The following is a 20,294-nucleotide window of genomic DNA, read 5'->3' as shown; positions in this document are numbered from 1 at the left end:
CCTGGTGCTGCGGTTCCATCAGCATGGTGCCCGCCTTGCCGTGACGACGCACGCGCAATTGCCGAACACGACGCCAACGCCCCGCCCACCTGCAGCGCCGCCGCCACGTTGCGCGCGGCGATACGCACATTGCTGGCGGCCTCGGCCAGAGCCTGCTCCAACGTGCAGGCGCGATGCACCACCGCGAACATCGCATCGATGCCGTGGCCGTGCAGCAGCGCGGCACCGTCGCCCAGGCTACCGGCAATGGCGATCACCGGTTTGCCGTGCCGCTGCGCCAGCCGCGCCACGCCCACCGGGGTCTTGCCATGCAGGCTCTGGCTGTCGAGGCGGCCTTCGCCGGTGATGACCAGATCGGCCTGGGCGACCAGCGCCTCCAGTCCCAGCGCCTGCGCCACGACCTCCACGCCGGGCCGCAAGCGCGCGCCCAGAAACGCCACCAGGGCCGCACCCAGACCGCCGGCCGCGCCGCCGCCGGGCAGATCGTGCAGGCGCATGCCCAGATCGCGTTGCAGCAGGTCGGCGTAGTGCCGCAGGTTGCGGTCGAGCTGGCCCACCATGGCCGGGGTGGCGCCCTTCTGCGGGCCGAACACCGCCGAGGCGCCGGTCGGGCCAACCAGCGGGTTGTCCACATCGCAGGCCACGTCGACGTGGCAGTCCTGCAGCCGCACATCCAGCCCTGCGGTGTCGATGCGCGCCAGTGCGGCCAGTGCGCCACCGCCGGGGCCGATCGGCGCGCCGGCGGCATCCAGCAACTGCACGCCCAGCGCCTGCGCCAACCCGGCGCCGCCGTCGTTGCTGGCGCTGCCGCCAATGCCGATGATGAAGCGACGTGCGCCGGCATCCAGCGCCGCCAGGATCAACTCACCCACCCCGGCGGTGCTGGTGCGCAGCGGCGCGCGCTCGGCCGGCGGCAGCAACGCCAGGCCGCTGGCGGCGGCCATTTCGATCACTGCGGTGCGGCCATCGCCGGTCAGGCCGAAGAACGCCGGTGCCGGGCTGCCGAGCGGGCCGCTGACCGTGCAGTCGATCACCCGCCCGCCGCTGGCGGCGACCAATGCAGCGACCGTGCCTTCGCCGCCATCGGCGACCGGCACCTTGGTGTACTGCCAATCGGGGAACACCTCGCGGAAGCCGGCCTCGATCTGCGTGGCCACCTCCAGCGCGGACAGGCTTTCCTTGTAGGCATCGGCAGCAATGACGATCTTCATGGGGACACTCGCTTGAATGGACGCAGCGTTGGGGTCGTTGCGCGCCTGGGCATCGGCGGCACCAGCGCTGCGCTCGGCAGCATGGCCCCACCAGCACCTAGGTTGCCAATGTGCCGTGGCTGGGTCACCGATCCCGCGCACCCGCGGCGGGCCGAAGATCTGGCCGGTGGCGTCGATCGGCGCCACCGGCCACAGCAGCGGCAGTGACGAGGCCATCGAACGCGGCCGGCGGTTGAGGCTCACCGCACGGTGCACGCAAAGACGCAGCGTGCACCGTCTCCATGCGGCCAGCGCCGACCCAGCGCGATGACCGCCCTTCCACTCCCAATTCCCCAATCCCGACTCCCGGCCCTAGCGCCTGGACGCCTCCCCTGATCCCGAGGTGCGATTCCCTGCCGCATAGTCCTGCGCCTGGCCCATCACCCGTAGCAGATTGCCGCCCCAGATGCCGGCGATCTGCTGTTCGGTGTAGCCCTTGCGCAGCAGCCAGGCAGTGATGCGCGGCAGGTCCGAGACATCTTCCAGGCCGACCACGCCACCGCCGCCATCCCAGTCCATGCCGATGCCGACGTGCTCGGGTCCGGCCACGGCCAGCACGTGCTCCAGATGGGCGAAGAAATCCTCTTCGGTCGCGCGCTTGACCGGATAACGCGCATCCAGTTCCTTGAGCGCTGCGCTCAGGCGGGTGCCATCGGCGATCTTGATGTGCTCCCAGCCGCCGTATTGCTCGGTCAACGCCTTTTCGGCGGCCTTGCGCTCGGGGCTGGCGCCGCTGTCGACCAGATAGCCGCCGTAGGAATTCACCTGGATCACCCCGCCATGCTGGGCCAGCACCTTCAAGCGCGCGTCGTCGATATTGCGCGGATGATCGAAGACCGCGCGCGCGCCGCTGTGTGAGAGCACGATCGGCACCGGCGACAGCGCGATCAACTGGTCGAACACCGCATCAGAGGCGTGCGATTGATCGATCACGATGCCCAGCGCCTGCGCCTGCTGCACCAGTTGCCGGCCGGCCGGACTCAGGCCCTTCCACTCCGGTCCCTTGGGGTCGGTGGCCGAGTCGGCGAACTCGTTGTTGAGAAAGTGCACGGTGCTCATCAGGCGCAGGCCTTGCGCGTAGTAAAAGCGCAGCAGCGTGGGGTCGGCCACCAGCGGGCTGGCGTTTTCCATGCTGATGTACACCACGCGCTTGCCATCGGCCTTGATGCGCGCGGCATCGGCAGGCGTGGTGGCGAAGGCAAACCGCTGCGGTTGCGCGGCCAGCAACGTGTGGATCTTCAGCAAGCGCTGCAGCCCGGCGTCGCGGTCGTCCAGATGCGCGGCCGCGCTGCGATTGCCCTGCCCGGTATAGACCGCCCAGAAGCCGCCATCGAGCGCGCCTTCGACCATGCGCGGATAGTCCACCTGCGACAGCCGGTTGCCGGCATGCGCCTGCAACACATCGAAGTCGGGGCGCTCCAGATTGGCCGGCGTGTCCAGGTGCGAATCCAGCGTGACCAACCGCTGTTGCAAGGCGGTGGCGCGCGCCAGTTCGGCCTTGGAAAATTCCAGCGCGTGGCTGGGTGCGGCCACGGCCAGACTCAGCGCGATGGCGGTGCACAGGCGGCGCAGGGTCATGGCAGCTCGCAGAAGGTGGGGGTGCCTGGATCATAGCCGCGCCCGCATCGGTCGATGCAGGTCGATGCCGGCCAAGTGCGCGGCCGGCCGCGTTGCAGCGCCACCACGCACCGGCGCGCACGTGCACTCGCCAGGCGGCGCCATCCCGAATTCGCTAACTGCCCCGCATCAAGCCGAGTCGGGACTCACCGCACCACCAACGGACCGGTGAGTCCACAACGCGTGGATGGGTGTGCAACCCGCAGCACACCTGCAAGCCCACGCGTCCTGCATCTCAATCGTCGAGTTCGGCCAATCGCGCGCGCACGCTCTCCACGTCGATGTGCTCGCGGATATGCGGCCACTGCCGCGCCCACACCGAGCGGAACACGATCCACGCCCCGAATACGCCCAGACACGTCGAGCCCAGCGCCAGCATCAACGGATGCAACGGCGAGCCGTCGCCGGTCTGGAACAGATACATGAAGGCACCGGAAAACAGCAGCCACACGCCGAACACTGGCCAGTTGCTGGCCAGCAGACTGGCATTGGGCCGCTCGACCTGCCGCAGCAACCGGGTCAGCGCCTTGCGTTCGTCATCGTCCGGTGTCATCGCCTGGTCCGCTCCACGGGTTGGTCGCCGCTGGTTGCTGTCCGCTTAGACGACGCGGCAGAACACCGCCTTCAAATAGCGCGATTCCTGCACGTGCGCCATGAACGGATGGTCCGGGCCGGCACCGGCCACCTTGAGGATCTGGATGGTGCGCCCGGAGAAATACGAAGCGCGCCGCAGCATGTCCAGAAACTCCTGCTCGGCCACCAGCCCGGTGCACGAGAAGGTGGCGAACAGGCCGCCCGGCTTGACCACGCCCAGCGCCAATTTATTCATGTCCAGGTACTTCTTCAGCGCCGGGATCACCTGCTCGCGGTCGCGGGTCATCTTGGCCGGGTCCAGGATCACCACATCGAACTGCTCGCCGCGGTTGGCCGCATCGCGCAGCCACGGAAAGATGTCGGCCTGCACGAACTTCGGCCGCACGTTGTTGAGCTTGGCGTTGCCCTTGGCGATGGCGATCACGTCCTCGTCGATGTCCACGCCCAGCACCTCGGACGCACCGCGTGCGGCCGCATACACCGCGAAGCCGCCGGTATTGCAGCACAGGTCCAGCACGCTCTTGCCTTCGACCTGCTCGCTCAGCCACTGGCGGTTGTCGCGCTGGTCGGCGAAGAAGCCGGTCTTGTGCGCACCGGCCGGGTCGGCGCGGAACTTGATGCCGTGCTCGCTGATCACCGCCGCTTCGGTGGTGGTGTTGCCGTGGAAGTCGAAGCTTTCCTGCTTTTGCACGTGTTCGTCGGCAAAGCTGTGGAAGCGGCAACCGGGGAACTGCTCGCGCAGCGCGTCGTAGATCCATTCGCGATGGCGGAACATGCCGGCGGCGAAGAACTCCACCACCACCAGGTCGCCGTAGCGGTCCACCACCAGGCCGGACAGACCATCGCCTTCGCTGTGCACCACGCGCCAGGCATCGGACACCGCGTCGAGCTTGAGCCAGTCGCGGCGCAGGCTCACCGCGGCGGCGATCTTGCGCGAGAACCAGCCCGCATCCACCGGCATCGACTGGTCGGTCTCCAGGATGCGCACGGCGATACGCGAATGGCCGTTGTAGAAGCCGCGGCCGATCCATTCCCCGTCCACGCCGACCACATCGACGATGGTGCCGGGTTTAGGCTTGGCGGCGGGCTTTTCCACCAGCTTCTGGAAGATCCACGGGTGGCTGGAGCGCCAGGCATTCTTGAGTCGGACGACGGGGACTGGAGTATTCATCGGCCCATTGTATCCGGCTGGATTGACGTGCCTGCCCCGGGCACGCAGAATCGGACCCAGAAGGGGAGTAGCTCCCAGCGTTGTCGCCGTCATTACGAGCCCTGTCATCAGGCGCTCCGGTGCAACGGCAACCGGTCCACACCGGTTGCGAGCGAGACCTTCGCCGCGCAGGCGAAGGTCCGTCACCCGGAATCCACGATTTCCGTGTCACAAGGCCTCAGCCCAACCGGCTGTCCAGGCCGTTTCACTTTTCGGGATTCTTTTATGCAAACCATTGGCAATGTCTGGTTATGGGGCGGCTTCGCGATCGTGGTGATCGTGGCGCTGATGGTCGATCTGGTGCTGATGCGCCACGGCGGCGCGCACAAGGTGACCTTCAAGGAAGCCACCTGGTGGAGCATCGGCTGGGTACTGCTGGCGCTGGCCTTCAACGCGGGCCTGTGGTGGTACCTGCAGAGCAGTGCCGGCGAGGCGGTGGCCAATCGCATCGGGCTGGAGTTCTTGACCGGCTACCTGGTCGAGAAATCGCTGGCGGTCGACAACATCTTCGTGTTCCTGATGGTGATGACCTACTTCGGCGTGCCCGAGGAACAGCGCCAGCGCGTGCTGATCATCGGCGTGCTGGGCGCGATCGTGCTGCGCGCGATCATGATCTTTGCCGGCTCGGTGCTGCTCACCAAGTTCCATTGGCTGCTGTACGTATTCGGCGCATTCCTGCTGCTGACCGGCATCAAGATGTGGTTTTCCGCAGGCAAGGAGCCGGATCTGGAAGCCAACCCGGTGCTGCGCTGGATGCGCGGCCATCTGCGGCTCAGCCCGCAGTACGACGGCAACCTGCTCAGCGTGATCAAGGACGGCAAGCGCTGGTTCACGCCGCTGTTCGTGGTGTTGATCCTGATTGCGGTGATCGACGTGATCTTTGCGGTGGACAGCATTCCGGCCATCTTCGCCATCACCACCGACCCGTTCATCGTGCTGACCTCCAACGTGTTCGCGGTGCTGGGCCTGCGTGCGATGTTCTTCCTGCTGGCCGGCATGGCCGACCGCTTCCACCTGCTGCCGTACGGCCTGGCGGTGATCCTGGTGTTCATCGGCACCAAGATGATGATCATCGATCTGTACAAGATCCCGGTGCTGGTGTCGCTGGCGGCGGTGGTGCTGATCCTGATCTTCACCATCGTGCTGAGCCTGCTGCGTCCGCCCAAGCCGGCCCGTCACTGACGGGCTGAGATTCGGGATTCGGGATTTGGGACGGCCGCGCCGCATGCACTGCTCCAACCATGCGCACCGACCATCTAGATAGGTCCTTGCAGCCAAGCGACAGATCAACAATCAAAAGCTAGGTGAGTCGAGGGCGCGGTGCCCTCACCGCTCGCGGGACACGCCGTGAATCCGTCCGTGGAGGCTCGGTGGCGGCATCCATGCCGCCACACGGTCCCGCAAGCGGCGAGGACACCGCACCAGACAGTTTGTAGGTGGCTTTGTTGAAAACATGCACACCGACCAGCTCGACTGGTCCTTGCCCGCAGATCGTCCGTGATAAAGCGCAGGCCGATCCGCCAACGACCGGCGCCGGGAGTGGATTATCCCGTCGCCGGGCCTGCTTATCCCGCGCCGGGTAGGCTTGTAAAAAAACCCGGGTGACGCCATCCGTGAAGGTATGACCTCGCATCCCGTTGCCGCCGCCGACGCCACCCCCCAAGACCGCCTGGACCGTTCCCGGGTCTTGCGTGCCTTCAACTTCAGCCTGGCCGCCGTGCTGCTGCTGGTGGCGGTGTTCACCGCCCAGGGCATGTTCGACTGGCGCGCCTGGGCCGTGGCACCGCTGCAGGCCGACGGCCTGCTCGGCATCCTCACCGCACCGCTGCTGCATGGCTCGCTCGCACACCTGGGCGCCAATGCGGCCGCCTTGCTGATCCTGGGCACGCTGGCCGGCAGCGTGTATCCGCGCGCCACCGCCATGGCGCTGCCGCTGTTATGGCTGGGCTCGGGCCTGGGCGCCTGGCTGCTGGGCGAACCCGGCAGTCGCCACCTGGGCGCCAGCGGCGTCACCCACGGCCTGATGTTTCTGGTGTTCGTGCTGGGCCTGCTGCGCCGCGACCGCCCGGCGATCGCCACCAGCATGATCGCCTTCCTGTTCTACGGTGGCATGTTGCTGACCATCCTGCCGCACGAAGCCGGGGTGTCCTGGCAATCGCATCTGGGCGGCGCGGTGGCAGGCCTGATCGCGGCGCTGCTGCTACGCAGGCGCGACCCGCAACAGGCCAAGCCGCGCTACAGCTGGGAGGACGAGGACGAAGACGCCGCCTGGGAAATCAGCAACGCAGAGCACGACGTGCTGGAACCACCGCCGCCACGCCAGGTGCCGGTGCTGTGGCAACGCCAGCAAGACGGCTCACAGAGCGTGGTGCTGCAGTTCCCGCCGCGCGAACGACCACCTGGCAGCTAGCGTCCTCGCTTCAGGCGAGTATCAAAACACTGGACGTCGTCGCCCCCGCCTTACACACCAGCCTGTCTGCATGCGATGGGCTTTGCCAGAACACCTCATCGCGTACAGGCACGCTGCCCTGCCTGTTGATGGGGAGCGATGGTCAAGAACGACAGGCGCGATGACCAAGGCACTCTTCCGCTATGGGTATCGGTAGCGATCGCGACACGGCGCGGAGATGCAGACTCGCAGCGGCATGCGGCGACGGGGAGACGACTGACGCAGCATCCCCGACGCCCCTCCTGCCCTGTCGCGGCCAGCAGCAACCTTACTTGCGCTGGTTCAACGCACGCCGCGCCAAGCCCGGATCATCGGCGAAGAACGCATCGATACCGGTATCCAGATAGGCCTTGAGCTCAGCCAACGCCCCGGCCTCGTTGCGCTCGGTGAGCGCGCCGTCGCTGCGATTGTTGACGGCCAGAAAGTAATTTTCCGGGCGGAACGTATACGGCTGCACCTGCAAGCCGGCCGCGTGTGCGTCGTGCACCAGACTGGTCGGTGTGCCCAGGTGTTGCTGCGCATCCAACGGAATGATGGCGCGGATATCCGGGCCGATCGCATCGGCATAGCTGGCGATCTGCTTCAGCCCCTCGGGCGTGATCATCTGCCCATAGGTACGCGGTGCGTTGCCCACACCGGCATCGGGTAGCGGGAATTGCGCGCCCGCCAGCAACTGCAGCAGGCGGATGTTGCTGCTGCGTCCGATCTTGCCGCGCAGATACCGCAGGTTGCCGGTCTCGAACGACTGGATCACCACTGGCGCGGTCTGCGTATACGTGTGCGCGCGCAGCGTCGCCAACACCTTGTCTTCCATCGCCAGGTTCAAGCCGCTGAAATAGCTCGGGTGCTTGATCTCGGGTATCAACCCGATGGTACGCCCGGTCGCGGCCGATTCGGCTGCGACGAAATCGATGATCTCGTCGAAGGTCACGATCTGAAACTGCCCATCCCAGCGCGTGCCACGCAATTGCGGCAGACGCTCGCGCGCGCGCAGCGTCTTCAGTTCGGCCAGGCTGAAATCTTCGGTGAACCAGCCGTCCAGCGCCTGGCCGTCGATGGTCTTGCGGGTCTTGCGCGATGCGAACTCCGGGTGGCTGGCCACATCGGTGGTGCCACCGATCTCGTTCTCATGGCGTGCCACCAGCACGCCATCCTTGGTGGACACCAGATCCGGCTCGACGAAATCGGCGCCATCGACAATGGCCTTGGCGTAGGAGGCCAATGTATGTTCCGGGCGCAATGCGCTGGCGCCACGATGCGCAAAGATCTGCACCGTCTTCGCCAACGGCGCTTCTGCCAAAACCGGGCCGCTCATGCCGACCATCATCGCTCCCAACAGCCAGATACGGTGGAACTGCATCATGCCTTTCTCCAACGAAAAAGCAGCCATCAACACCACGGTACAACTGCCAGGCGAGCGCGGCCAATGGTTGGTGCGGGATGTACGACGTGTACATCCCGCTTTCTCCGCATCGTCCGCACTAGCCTGACAACCACTCCCTAAGTCTTGCCAGCTACTCTAAAACCATCCACGTCGATCGCCACCGAAATCAATAAGCAGCAACAAGACCCGCTGTTACGATTCCCGAATCCCGATTCGCAATTCCCGTCCTCAGAACTTCGCATCCAGCGTCAGAAACACCTGCCGCGGCGCACTGGCGTGGAAGGCCAGCTGACGGCCATTCGGATCGCTGTTGGCGAACGCGGTGAGGTTGGACGCGTAGCGCTTGTCGGTGAGGTTGGTGACGTTGAGCGAGAGCTTGAGGCCCTGCAGCACGCCGGCCTGGCCGAAGTCGTACCCTGCGCCGGCATCGAACGAGGTGTAACCGCCAAAGCCCTGGTCGTTGGTGTAGGTGTAATAACGCTGCCCGGTGTACTTGCCGCGCAGGTTGACGTTCCAGTTGGCGTAGTTGAACGCGATTTCGCTGGCGAACATGCGCTTGGGCGTATCCACCGTGGTCTTGCCGGCGGTGGGAATGGTCACCCCGTTCTGCACGTAATTATCGTCGTAGGTGGAGCGGTTGATCGAAGCCGAGTTGTACCACTGCAGGTAGCTGGTCGGCTTCCAGATCACGGTCAGTTCGCCGCCGCGGCTGCTCACCGAACCCACGTTGAAGAAGCGCGTGGTACAGGCCGGCGTGGTGCCCTGCTGGATGCTCGCGCACGGGTTGAGCGAGAGCAGACGGTTGTCGAAGGTCACGTCGTAACCGACCAGCGACGCTTCGAAGCGATCGCGCACGAAGCGGTAACCCGCTTCCATGGCGCGCGATTTTTCCGGCTCCAGTGCACCGACGCTGGCATCGAACGAAGCCTGCGTCACCAGCAACGGGCCACCGGCGCCGCCGCCCTGGAAGGCGGCGATGTTTTCCGCATACGAGGCAAAGACTTCCTGTCCTTCGGCCAGACGATAGCCCAGGCCGACCTGCGGCAACGCCGATTCGCTGGCCTTGATCGAGCCGGTCGCCACCGGCGCTTCCACCGCCACGCCCGGGGTCTCGCGCGCGGTCATTTCGGTACTCGGGCTCTTGATGCCCAGATCCAGGCTCAGGCGCTCGTCGAGGAACTTGAAGTTGCCCTGCACGTAGAACTGCCGGGTGGTGATGATGTAGTTCTGCGAGAACAGCCGGCGATCGGGATCCTGCAGAAATTTGTCGTCGCTGACCGGCCCATCGATCCAGTAGAAATTGCGCTCCACATCGTGGTGATTGCGCTCGTACCACAGCCCGGCTTCGAGGTGGTGCGGGCCCAGATCCCAACCGAGCGAGGCGATGCCGCCGGTGCGATTGATCCAGTAATTGGTGCTGCGGATCGAGATCGGCAGAGCCTGCGGCGTACCGGGGTTGGACGCCTGACCCGGCGACCACCAGTGGCCCTGACCCTTGTTTTCATGGTGATAGACCTGGGTGTGCAGGCTGATCGCATCGTTGGGCTGGAAGTCGCCAGCCACGTAGAACAGATCGTCGTCGCGCAATGCGCGGCTCTGGTAATACGCATCGTCCACGTTATCCACGCCACCGCTGAAGCCGCAACGTGCAGCATCGCGTGTGGCCGGCGCGCAGTACGCGGCCGCCAGTGCACGGTTCCAGTCCGGCGCATACAGATTCCAGTCCCAACCCAGACCGCGCGCCATGCCGCTCTTGGACAGATAGGAATAGTCGGCCTGCGAGGTGCGCGAAGTGTCAGCGAACGCAGTCAGCTTGCCGCCGTCGAACTGGTACACGCCCTTGGCATTGAACTGGCGCGTGGTGGTCGGCGATTCCGGACGCGCCCACATGTCCGCAGTGGCTTCGATGCCCGACAGATACGCAGAAAATCCGTTGTAGTCGCCGGTATCCACGCGCAGGAAGGTACGACGGTTGGCATCGGACCCCAGCGTCTGCGACACCTGGCCGCCGAACACGCTGGACGGGTCGGCCGAGTAGTACTGGATGGTGCCGCCGAGGTTGCTGGTGGACGCCGTGCCCAACGCACCGATGCCCGACGCCAGCTCCACGCCGCCAAAGTTTTCTGCGATCAATGCGCGGCTGATGTTGAGGCCGTTGTAGTTGCCGTAGGCGTTATCGCCCAACGGCAGGCCGTCGAGCGTATAGCCCAGGCGCGTGCCGTTGAAGCCGCGCAGGCTGATCGTCTGCGACTCTTCGTTGGCACCGAAGGCATCGTTGGATTGCACGTTGACGCCCGGCATCCGGTTGAGCAGCTTCTGGATGCTGGTGCCTGGCGGCAGCACCGGAATGTCCTGCTGGGTGATGCGCTGCACCTGACGCGTTTCGCCCTGGCCGATCACCGACACCGCATCGAGTTGCTGCACGGTGGAGCCGGTATCGGCGGACACGTCGGCCGGCGTATCGGCAGCATGCGCGGCCGGCGACAGCACAAGCGCGGTGAGGACGGCAGCACTTAACAGATGGGTCTTGGGCATGAGCGGCATGGGAGGAGTCAAAAGATGACGGCAAGCGTGCGACAGCTGTCTTGCGTCGATGCGACCAGGACATGACAGTGCGGCGACAGTCGCTGCGTATCCCGCGCTGTAGCTGCGTTGTGCTGGCATGCACAAGTCATCTGTACGTCGTAATCTGCGCGCTCTTTCAGTTGTGCTGCTTCGAGGAATCGTCCATGGCCCACCGCATCGCTCGCCACTGCCAACAGACGCTGGCAAGCGTCGCTGTTGTTGCCTTGTTGACCGGCAGCGGCCTTGCCTCTGCGCGGCAACCCGCAAAGCCGGCGGACTCGGTGCTTGCCACTGACGCGCATGGATACCTGGAAAAGCAGCAGCTGCCCGACAGCCTGCAGCTGGTGCCGCCCCCGCCGCAGGACGGCAGCACCGCGCTCGCCAACGACGAAGCCATCGCCAAGGCCATGCTCGCGTTGCGCGGCACACCACGCTGGGACCTGGCCGCGCGCGATGCGGTGCTGAGCTTTCCCGATGCCGCCAGCCACTTCAGCTGCGCGCTCGGCGTGCAGATCGACCAGACCAGCACACCGCATCTGCTGCGCCTGCTCGAACGCAGCATGCGCGACGCAGGCAGCAGCACCAGCGCCGCCAAGGCGCGTTATCAACGCCCGCGTCCGTTCATGCGCAACGCGCAACCGATGTGCACCCCGGCCGACGATGCGGCCCTGCGCAAGAATGGCTCCTACCCGTCCGGCCACACCGCCATCGGCTGGAGCTGGGGACTGATCCTGGCCGAAATCGCCCCCGCCCAGCGCAACGCGCTACTCGCGCGCGGCCGCGCCTTCGGCGACAGCCGCATGGTCTGCAACGTGCACTGGCAAAGCGATGTCCTGCAGGGCCGCATCATGGGCGCGGCCACCGTCGCCGCGTTGCACGACAACCCGGAGTTTCAAAGAGACCTTGCCGCCGCGCGGCGGGAGGTCGCAACGGCCAAGCCCGCTGCACCGGCTGCATGCGCAGCGGAAACAGCTGCCTTGCAGGTCGTTTTGCCGGGTGTGATGTAGGCAGCGGCGACGCTTGCCCTGTGCGCAGGGAACTCCCTGCCGGCCTGAGCGCACCGGTCTGGGCACCGTTGTTCTTGTCGAGATCATCGGCAAGCGACCATCGAGCGCCATGCGGCCGATGCACGTGCGACAAGCACGCATAAAGCGTCTTCGCGCACCCGCCACGCTGGAACCGGCGCGCTAGCGATCTAGCGCTGATCGATGCGCCGCTGATGCGCGGATCCGAGCAGCCAAGCCACGCAACCACGCAGGACCGGCATCAGGCCGGGCAGTCTCGTGGACTTTGCTGCTGGCACTCCAATCGACCTGGATACTGATTCAAGACCGCGCTCCCCCATGTGGTCCTGAAGCAGCCTTGCGTCCCTCGTCGGTGGACCCGCGCCACCGGCTCACACAGGCTAGACATCCACGCACTGCCCGAGCAGGCGCGATGCCTGTCTGCAACATCTAACGCTGCACGCCATGGCCCTGGCCTCGCACCGCTTCGACGGCCCGGAACCCAGCTCATCGACGCCGCTCTAGCGCCGCTGCACGACGGCTGGGTACTCCATTGCCTTACAGCATCCGCGCGTCCGAATCTCGGCCCAAAAGCACTGAATTTGGCAAAAGTTGCCAGATGATGACATTTCCGTACATATTCGATTAATATTCAGACAGGATTCAGCAACGTGACATCTATTCAGGTTGTCGGGATCACGCCCTGAAGCCGAGCTCCCCCTCGACTGCGCTCGCAGTCGAGTCACACATCTGCAGTGTCCGCGACCGAATTCATCAGGAGAGAGAGGAATGACGCGTCCAGGGGTCCGTAGTTCGTTATCCAGGAACATCAAACGCAGCGCGTTGAGCCTGGCGCTAGGCATGTGTGTCATCGGTGGGGTGCAGGCGCAGAGCGCGGTGGGCTCCATTTTCGGTAGTGGGCAGCCTGGCAGCACCATCGCCATCCAGAGCCCGCAAACGGGCGTGAGCCGCTCGGCCACCGCCGCTGCGGATGGCAGATTCACCTTCAGCCAACTTCCCCCGGGCAAATACATCATTACCTCCAACGGGCTGACCCGGGAGGTCGAGGTCAAGGTTGGCAGCGGCGCGCAGGTGCTGTTAGGGAAGCAGACCACCGAGTTGGACAGGATCAATGTGGTGGGGACACGTGCGCTCAATCCCATCGACGTGTCCTCAGTGGAATCCACCACGGTATTCACGGCCGAGCAGATGATCTCGCTACCGGTAGCCAGCGACGTTTCCTCGGTCGCCTTGCTGGCTCCTGGTGCCACCAGAGGCGATGGCGGCCTGGGTGACAACGGTCTCGGTAACGGCAATCTTGCATCGTTCGGTGGATCCTCGGTGGCCGAGAACGGCTATTACATCAATGGCTTCGACGTCACCAACATGCGCACATTCCTGTCGTTCGCCAATGTGCCGTTCCAGGGGATCGCGCAGCTGCAGGTGAAGACCGGTGGCTATGGGGCCGAGTACGGCCGCTCGCTGGGCGGCATCGTCAGCATCGTCACCAAGGCCGGCTCCAACGAATGGCACTACGGTGGTAGCGTCGAGTGGGCTCCGGATTGGGGGGCTGCGAAGGGCAAGAACGTGCGTGATCGTGATCCGGACGCTGCGGATCCGCTCTACCAATATCGCAGCGACAACCAGTTCGACAGCACCATCTATTCGGCTTATGCGAGCGGTCCGATCATCAAGGACAGATTGTTCTTCTTCGCCATGGCCGAGGGCCGCAACGAAACGATCGATATTTTCAGATCGGTCAACAGCGAACGTCGGCGCGACACTACGCCACAAGGTCTGATCAAACTCGACTGGTACATCAACGATAGTAACCTGGTGGAGTTCACCGGCATCTACAACCAGGCCAAGACCAAGTACAGCACTTACGAATACAACCTAGACGCAAACGGCGAGAGCCGTTACAACGTCGGTCGACACGAAGCGCCGATCGAACAGTACGAGATGGAAAACGGCGGCAAGGTCGGCATCCTCAAATACACCGGCTATTTCACTGACAACTTCACCTTGTCAGCGCAATACGGCTATCTGAGCAATCTCATCGACTCACGCCTGCCGACCGATCCGGCCGGTAGTGAGTGTCCGTGGGCCTACAGCTTCGGCCTGACCACCAGCGTGGTCGATCGCTACATCGGCTGTAACCCTGGCACGATCTCAACGGTCGCCGATCGCAATGCCGAGCCGGACGAAGACATCCGCAAGGCATTCCGCGTTGATGGCGAGTGGATTTTGGGCGACCACCGCGTGCGCTTTGGTGTGGATCAGGAAAAGTACGAGTCCAGTCATCGCGGTCAGACCTACGCCGGAGGAATCAACTGGGCGTATTACACGGTTCCCGGCAGTGCCGTGGCCACTGGCGCTTTTGCCGGCCAGCCTGGGCGGACGGTGAATGGTCAGTTGGTACCACGTGGTGCGATTTACGCACGCTCCCGTGTCTATCAGACCAGCAGCTCCACCTATGAAAACATCAACAGTGCCTTCTACGTCGAAGACAATTGGCAAGTGACGGAAAACTTCCTCGCCGTGCTCGGTCTGCGCGGCGAGAAGTTCGAGAACAAGAACGGTGACGGTATCGCGTGGGTTGAATCCGACTACAAGCTCGCCCCACGGCTTGGCTTCTCGTGGGATGTGCTGGGCGATGCCAGCTTGAAACTGTTCGGAACCGCAGGTCGGTACTACATTCCGGTCGCCACGAACTCCAGCATCCGTGCAACGGGTGCGGAATCCACGGTCTCCAACTGGTACTTCGTCAACGGCTGGAGTGAAGCAGACGGCACGCCGGTCGGCCAGGGCGCGCAGATCGGTGCAACCCAGACCAACGGCTCGCTAGTTGCGCCAAACCCGGCTTCAGTTGCATCCACCAATCTTTCGCCCATGTATCAGGACGAGGTGATTCTGGGCGGGCAACTGCAGCTGACGGACAACTGGATGGCGGGTGCACGCATGATCCGCCGCGAAGTGAAATCGGGCATGGACGATACCTGCACGACCAATCCGTGGATAGACTGGGCCGCAGACAATGGCTTTACCGACTTCGATCCGAGTTCGGTCCCGAGCTGCTACTTTCTGAATCCGGGTAGCGACGTCACCATCAATGTCGACTTGAATGGCGATGGTGAAGTGGAACTGGCAACTCTGCCAGCCTCGTATCTCGGCCTGCCCGAGTATCGGCGTATTCACACCGCACTGGAGTTCTTTTGGGAGCGCACCGGGGAAAAATTCAATTTCCAGGGCTCCTATACATTTTCCAGAACACGCGGCAATGTCGAGGGTTACGTCAATTCCACATTGGAGCAGGAAGATCCCGGCCTGACGCAGGACTTCGACCACCGTCTTTTCACCGATGGCACCTACGGGCCCACACCAAACGATCGCCAACACACACTCAAGCTGTTCGGCGCTTACGCGCTCACACCGGAATGGCAGCTTGGCGGCAACCTGATTCTGCAGTCCGGCCGTCCGGTCAATTGCCAAGGTTATATCCCGCTGGACGACATTCCGCAGCCCGACCAAGGAACGCTGGCTAATTACAGTGGTTCAAGTTTCTATTGCTTGGATGCTGAAGGCACACGTGTGCTGCGTCAGCGCGGTGATGAAGGTCGAACACCCTGGACCTGGACGTTCGACCTGGCTGCGGTGTACATGCCAAACTGGGCCGATAACAAGCTGCGCATCAAGCTCGACGTGTTCAACCTGTTCAACAACGACCGGGTCACTGAGTACAACGAGTTCAGTGAAGCGTCTCGCGACGTGATCAGTCCGAACTATTTGAACGATCAGAATTATCAGACGCCTCGTTCGTTCCGGTTGACCGCTCGCTACGACTTCTAAGTCGCAGTATCGGTGTCTTACATACGAAATCCGGTCTCGTAAGAGGCCGGATTTTTTATAGGCGAATGCTTCATCAATCGCTGCACGTTGTGCCGCGCCCCATCACTTACCGATACAAAAACTCGAAAAGATCTTGCCCAGCAACTCATCGGCACTCAGCTTGCCGGTGATGTCGCCCAGCGCTGCATGCGCCAGGCGCAGCTCTTCGGCGGCCAGTTCGAGTTGTTCGAAGCCCAGTTCCAGATCGGCCGCGTCGGCATGTTGCTCGGCACGCCGTAATGCATCCACATGTCGTGTGCGCGCGGAGAACTCGCCGTCCACACTTTCAAAGCCGTCGCCTAGCGCCAGTTCGCGCAGGCGTGTGTGCAGCTGCTCCAATCCCTGACCGGTCGTTGCCGAGACCGCGACTGCGTTGGTATCGAGCAGCGGCGTGCTGTTGTCAAGCAGATCGCATTTGTTATGAATCCACAGCTGACGCGGTACGGCGTCGATGGCATCGCCGATGGCATCGCGTGCGGCTTGCGAGTCGCGTGCGTCGAGTACCACCAGCGCCAGGTCGGCGCGCTGCAGTTCGGCGCGCGCGCGGCGCATGCCTTCGCGTTCGATCGCATCGCCGCCATCGCGCAGGCCGGCGGTATCGACCAGAGTCAACTCGAAGCCATCGAGCAGGATCGCTTCATGCAAGGTGTCGCGCGTGGTGCCGGCCACGTCGGTGACGATGGCGCGCTCGCTGCCGGCCAGTGCATTGAGCAACGAACTCTTGCCTGCGTTGGGTGGGCCGATCAACACCGCATGCAGCCCGTCGCGCAACTTGCGCCCGCGCTCTGCATCGCGCAGCAGCTGCGCCAGCAATGCGCGCGCGTGCTGCAATCCTTCGCGCACTTGCCTGCCGCCCAATGTATCGAGCGGTTCGTCGGCAAAGTCGATTGCCGCTTCCACATGCACGCGCAAGCGCGTCAGGCTGTCGCTCACCGCATCGATACGGCGCGAGAACACCCCGTCCAGCGAGCGCCGCGCGGCACGGGCCGCACGCACGTCGCCGGCAGCGATCAGATCCGCAATCGCCTCGGCCTGGGTCAGATCGAGTTTGCCGTTGAGAAACGCCCGTTCGCTGAACTCGCCGGCACGTGCCTGGCGTGCGCCCAGTGCAATGCAGCGCGCAACCAGTTGCCGCAACACCACCGGGCTGCCGTGACCCTGCAGCTCCACCACGTCCTCGCCGGTAAAGCTGCGTGGCGCGTTGAACCATAGCGCGATGCCGTCATCGATGACCTCGCCCTGCGCATCGCGAAAGCGCGCGTAGTGTGCATGCCGCGGTTGCAACGGCGCAATGCCCAGCTGAGCTGCGATCTGCACCGCCTGCGGTCCGGACAGCCGCACGATGCCAACGCCGCCGATCCCGGCAGCACTGGCAATGGCGACGATGGTGGGCGTGGAAGAAGACATGGGTACTACTCTTGCGTGGACTGGAGTTGGGAGCGGTGACGGCAATCAAGACCCGGCATCGCCTTCAGGCGCATATCCGGTGATTGAGCGTTGGGTGACACGCGCCTTTGTTGGAAAAGTGCCCATGCCAAGGCTGCTCGCCAGCATGCCTCACAGCGCCTGCAGCTGCGCGCGCGCCTGCGCTGCACCGCTGCCTTGCGGCTGCAGCTCCAGATAGGTGGAATACGCCTTGCGCGCCTTGTCGCGCTCGCCCGCCTTGGCGTAGGCATCGCCAAGATTGAGGTACGCCACTGCCCGCGAAGGATCGATTTTCAACGTATTTTCCAGCCAGCGGGCCGACTCGGCAAAGCGCTCCTGGCGGTAATACACAAACCCGAGATTGTTCGCGGCCAGTGCAAAATCCGGTCGCAGCTTCAAGGCTTCGGCAAATTGTTCGGCCGCCTCGGCATAGCGTTTTTCCTTGTACAGCTGCAGGCCACGCTCGTTGGCCAGTTGCGCACGTTGGCGGTCGCTGCTCTTCACTGCGGTCGGCAAGACCAGCTTGGCCTCGCCACCTTGCAAGGTCTTTACCGTGACCGGCGCCGCCGCCACCGCTGCGCCGGTAGTGGCTGCAGCAGGCCGCGACGCATCCACGCGTCCGTTGAGCGCGATCGCATCGGCAGACAACTGCGCAGTGCCAGCGGTCAGGAATTCTTCGCCGCTCGGCACCTGGAAGACGAACTCGCCGCCTTGCGACCCCGGCAGGCTGCCGAATGCCGGCGTCTGCGCCGACACCGCCGACACTGCCGGCGCCACATAGGCCGCCAATTCGGTTCCGGTGATCAAGCCATCGCCATTGAGATCGCCCTTGCCGGCCAGCGCCTGCAACAACACCCAGGTAAATACGGAATGCCCGTTCGGGCCGCTGTCGGCCACTTGTTGATCGGCGCCACCTGCGGTGAGCATCTGGCGCGCGATACGTCGCGCGTTCTCGCGCAGGTACGCACTGGAGGTCGGTCCGCCACGCGTCAGCCCCAGCCCGCTGTAGCAGGCATCCATCACGAACAACACGTGCTTGGCCTGCAGGCTTTCGGCGATGTTCTGCAGGTCGCTCATCGCAATCGCATCGCTGGCCAGATGCTGCGGATCCGAGTCGACCGGAATGATGTAACCCAAGTCGCGCCCGGAGGCGAGCCGACGCGTAGCGCCATGCCCGGCGAAGAACACGAATACGCGGTCGTTGCTCTGCGCACGCCCCTCCCCAAGCCGGTCATGGAAGGCCGCGAGAATATTGTTGCGCGTGGCTTCGCTGTTCTTCAACACGATCACTTGCGAAGACGGGAATCCCAGCGGCCCGGTCAAGGTGCTGGCGATCGCCTGCGCATCGTTGGCCGCATATTCGAGCTTAGGCCAGTGTGCGTAGTCGTCGATGCCGATCACGATCGCCCACGACTTGGCATAGCCGGTGGTCACTGTCGCGTCTGCCACGGCGCTGGGGGCACGCGCCACCGAAAACTCGCGGCCGTTCCAGCCAGCGAACTGGTAGCCGTCGGCGATCAAGCGGTCCAGGATCTGCGGCAAGGCTTTCACCGCGCGGTCGTGGATGTCATGGAACAGCACGATGCCGCGCTGTTCCTTGTTCACCTGGTCGAGCACGCGCTGCACGATCGACTCGGGCACCGGGTCGGCCCAGTCCAGCGAATCGATGTTCCACATGATCGATTTCAAGCCGGCTTCGCCCAGTAACTGCAGGCCTTCGGCATTGCGCGCACCATACGGAAACCGAAACAACGGCGCACGTTTGTCGTCCACCGCACGCAGCAAGGTGTCGGTATCCAGCACCTGGCTGCGCAAGGCATCGCCGGTGGTCCTGGACAACTGCGCATGGGTCAGGCTGTGATTGCCCACCGCATAGCCTTCTTCCATCAGCGCATGGCTGATCTTGGACAGCGGCGCCAGCTTGGGTTTGCCATCGGCATCCAGGCTGCCGAGGTTCCGCCCCACTTCAAAGAACACGCCAGGCACGTCGTAGCGCTTGAGGATCGCCACGATCTCTTCGGTATAGGCCTTGTGCGGGCCGTCGTCGAAGGTCAGCACCACCGTCTTGGGCGGTAGATCGCGGCCGAACACCTCGCCGTCGCTATCGCGCGCGGAGAACGGATACGGCTCCACCACGCCGTGGTCGCGCAGGATTTTCTCGCGCGTATACAACGTACGCAGATGGGCGACGTAGTCGTCCCACTTTTCGCGCTTGGGCACGATCGCGCGGCTGCGATCGAAGCGACTGAAAATCTGCGTCAGCTCGGTGTTGTAGCTGCGCTCGATCTCATCCAGCGCCTCCAGATCCTCGCCAATACGTTGATGCAGTTTCACGGCCGGCAGCGCCGAATCCTTGCCGATGCGCGCGTGCAGCTCGCGCAGCACCTCGCGAAACGCCAGGCGGTCGGCATCGAACAGATGGGGCGCCGACTCCACTTCATCCAATACCGTGGCGATCGCGGCAAAACGGCCTGATTCGCGCGAGCTCAGCACGGTTTCAAACGCAGCGGCAATGCGTTCGCGTTGTTCCAGGTTTTCATGGAACAGCTGCTGCCCCACGCTGCTGGAGGTCGCGCGATCGCGTGGGCTTTGTTTGTCCTCGTCGGCCAGCAACACGATGATGCGGCGGTGCCGATCCAGCTGTTCGCGCAGCTGTGCAATCAGCGCACGCGCCTTGGCGGCATCGCCCGTTTGCGCGGCTGCATTGGCTGTGCCGCCCGCCGGTGGTGCCGAAGCAGGTGCCGGGGTGCCCGCTTCGCGTTTGCCACAGCCGGCCAGCGCCAGCAGTCCCACGCAGCTTGCGCACAGCAACAGGCGATGCAACGGCAATGGCTTCACGACGGCGTCCTTGGCGGTGGCAACACACGGAAACAGGCTTGCATGCAGAAAGCCCGCCTTTCGGCGGGCC

General features: G+C 64.1%; 11 protein-coding genes and 1 pseudogene. 4 read left to right on the top strand and 8 right to left on the bottom strand.

Annotated elements, in window-relative coordinates; all coding sequences use genetic code 11:
• Positions 1–71 precede the first annotated feature (71 nt).
• From GGR61_RS14845 to GGR61_RS14830, 4 genes and pseudogenes are all read right to left on the bottom strand, one after another.
• A pseudogene (locus GGR61_RS14845) lies at positions 72–1,211 on the bottom strand (glycerate kinase); the annotation flags it as partial.
• A gap of 351 nt (positions 1,212–1,562) precedes the next feature.
• The gene (locus tag GGR61_RS14840) at positions 1,563–2,828 is read right to left on the bottom strand and encodes a dipeptidase (RefSeq protein ID WP_184622301.1); all 1,266 of its coding nucleotides are present in this window, start codon (positions 2,826–2,828) and stop codon (positions 1,563–1,565) included.
• 274 nt (positions 2,829–3,102) lie between these two features.
• Positions 3,103–3,420, bottom strand: coding sequence for a hypothetical protein (locus tag GGR61_RS14835; protein WP_184408275.1), 318 nt, complete (start codon positions 3,418–3,420; stop codon positions 3,103–3,105).
• A gap of 45 nt (positions 3,421–3,465) precedes the next feature.
• A complete protein-coding gene (locus GGR61_RS14830; RefSeq protein ID WP_184622299.1) occupies positions 3,466–4,632 on the bottom strand; it encodes a class I SAM-dependent rRNA methyltransferase in 1,167 nt (388 codons plus the stop codon).
• Between the two features lie 264 nt (positions 4,633–4,896).
• Between GGR61_RS14830 and GGR61_RS14825 the strand changes: the two genes are divergently transcribed.
• Complete coding sequence (locus GGR61_RS14825) at positions 4,897–5,853, top strand: TerC family protein (RefSeq protein ID WP_055829329.1); 957 nt, start codon at positions 4,897–4,899, stop codon at positions 5,851–5,853.
• Between the two features lie 439 nt (positions 5,854–6,292).
• Complete coding sequence (locus GGR61_RS14820; protein WP_184408277.1) at positions 6,293–7,081, top strand: rhomboid family intramembrane serine protease; 789 nt, start codon at positions 6,293–6,295, stop codon at positions 7,079–7,081.
• 307 nt (positions 7,082–7,388) lie between these two features.
• Here the strand turns inward: GGR61_RS14820 and GGR61_RS14815 are convergent, their stop codons facing one another.
• Positions 7,389–8,483, bottom strand: coding sequence for a glycerophosphodiester phosphodiesterase (locus tag GGR61_RS14815; protein WP_184622297.1), 1,095 nt, complete (start codon positions 8,481–8,483; stop codon positions 7,389–7,391).
• Positions 8,484–8,732: 249 nt separating this feature from the next.
• Positions 8,733–11,039, bottom strand: coding sequence for a TonB-dependent receptor (locus GGR61_RS14810; RefSeq protein ID WP_184622348.1), 2,307 nt, complete (start codon positions 11,037–11,039; stop codon positions 8,733–8,735).
• Positions 11,040–11,233: 194 nt separating this feature from the next.
• Between GGR61_RS14810 and GGR61_RS14805 the strand changes: the two genes are divergently transcribed.
• Together GGR61_RS14805 and GGR61_RS14800 are read left to right on the top strand one after the other, a co-directional pair.
• Complete coding sequence (locus tag GGR61_RS14805; RefSeq protein ID WP_184622295.1) at positions 11,234–12,076, top strand: phosphatase PAP2 family protein; 843 nt, start codon at positions 11,234–11,236, stop codon at positions 12,074–12,076.
• A gap of 858 nt (positions 12,077–12,934) precedes the next feature.
• On the top strand, positions 12,935–15,922 hold the full coding sequence (locus GGR61_RS14800) for a TonB-dependent receptor (protein WP_260287979.1): 2,988 nt from the start codon (positions 12,935–12,937) through the stop codon (positions 15,920–15,922).
• A 102-nt stretch (positions 15,923–16,024) separates the two neighbouring features.
• Here the strand turns inward: GGR61_RS14800 and mnmE are convergent, their stop codons facing one another.
• Both mnmE and GGR61_RS14790 read right to left on the bottom strand, forming a co-directional pair.
• Complete coding sequence (gene mnmE / locus GGR61_RS14795; RefSeq protein ID WP_184622291.1) at positions 16,025–17,368, bottom strand: tRNA uridine-5-carboxymethylaminomethyl(34) synthesis GTPase MnmE; 1,344 nt, start codon at positions 17,366–17,368, stop codon at positions 16,025–16,027.
• A gap of 150 nt (positions 17,369–17,518) precedes the next feature.
• Positions 17,519–20,224 carry a polysaccharide deacetylase family protein gene (locus tag GGR61_RS14790; protein WP_184622289.1) on the bottom strand — a complete coding sequence of 902 codons (2,706 nt, stop codon included), beginning with the start codon at positions 20,222–20,224 and terminating at the stop codon, positions 17,519–17,521.
• Positions 20,225–20,294: the final 70 nt, after the last annotated feature.

This window comes from Xanthomonas sp. 3058, assembly GCF_014199765.1.
In the GTDB taxonomy this organism is placed as follows: domain Bacteria; phylum Pseudomonadota; class Gammaproteobacteria; order Xanthomonadales; family Xanthomonadaceae; genus Xanthomonas; species Xanthomonas campestris_B.
This window is presented reverse-complemented; position numbering and strand designations above follow the sequence as displayed.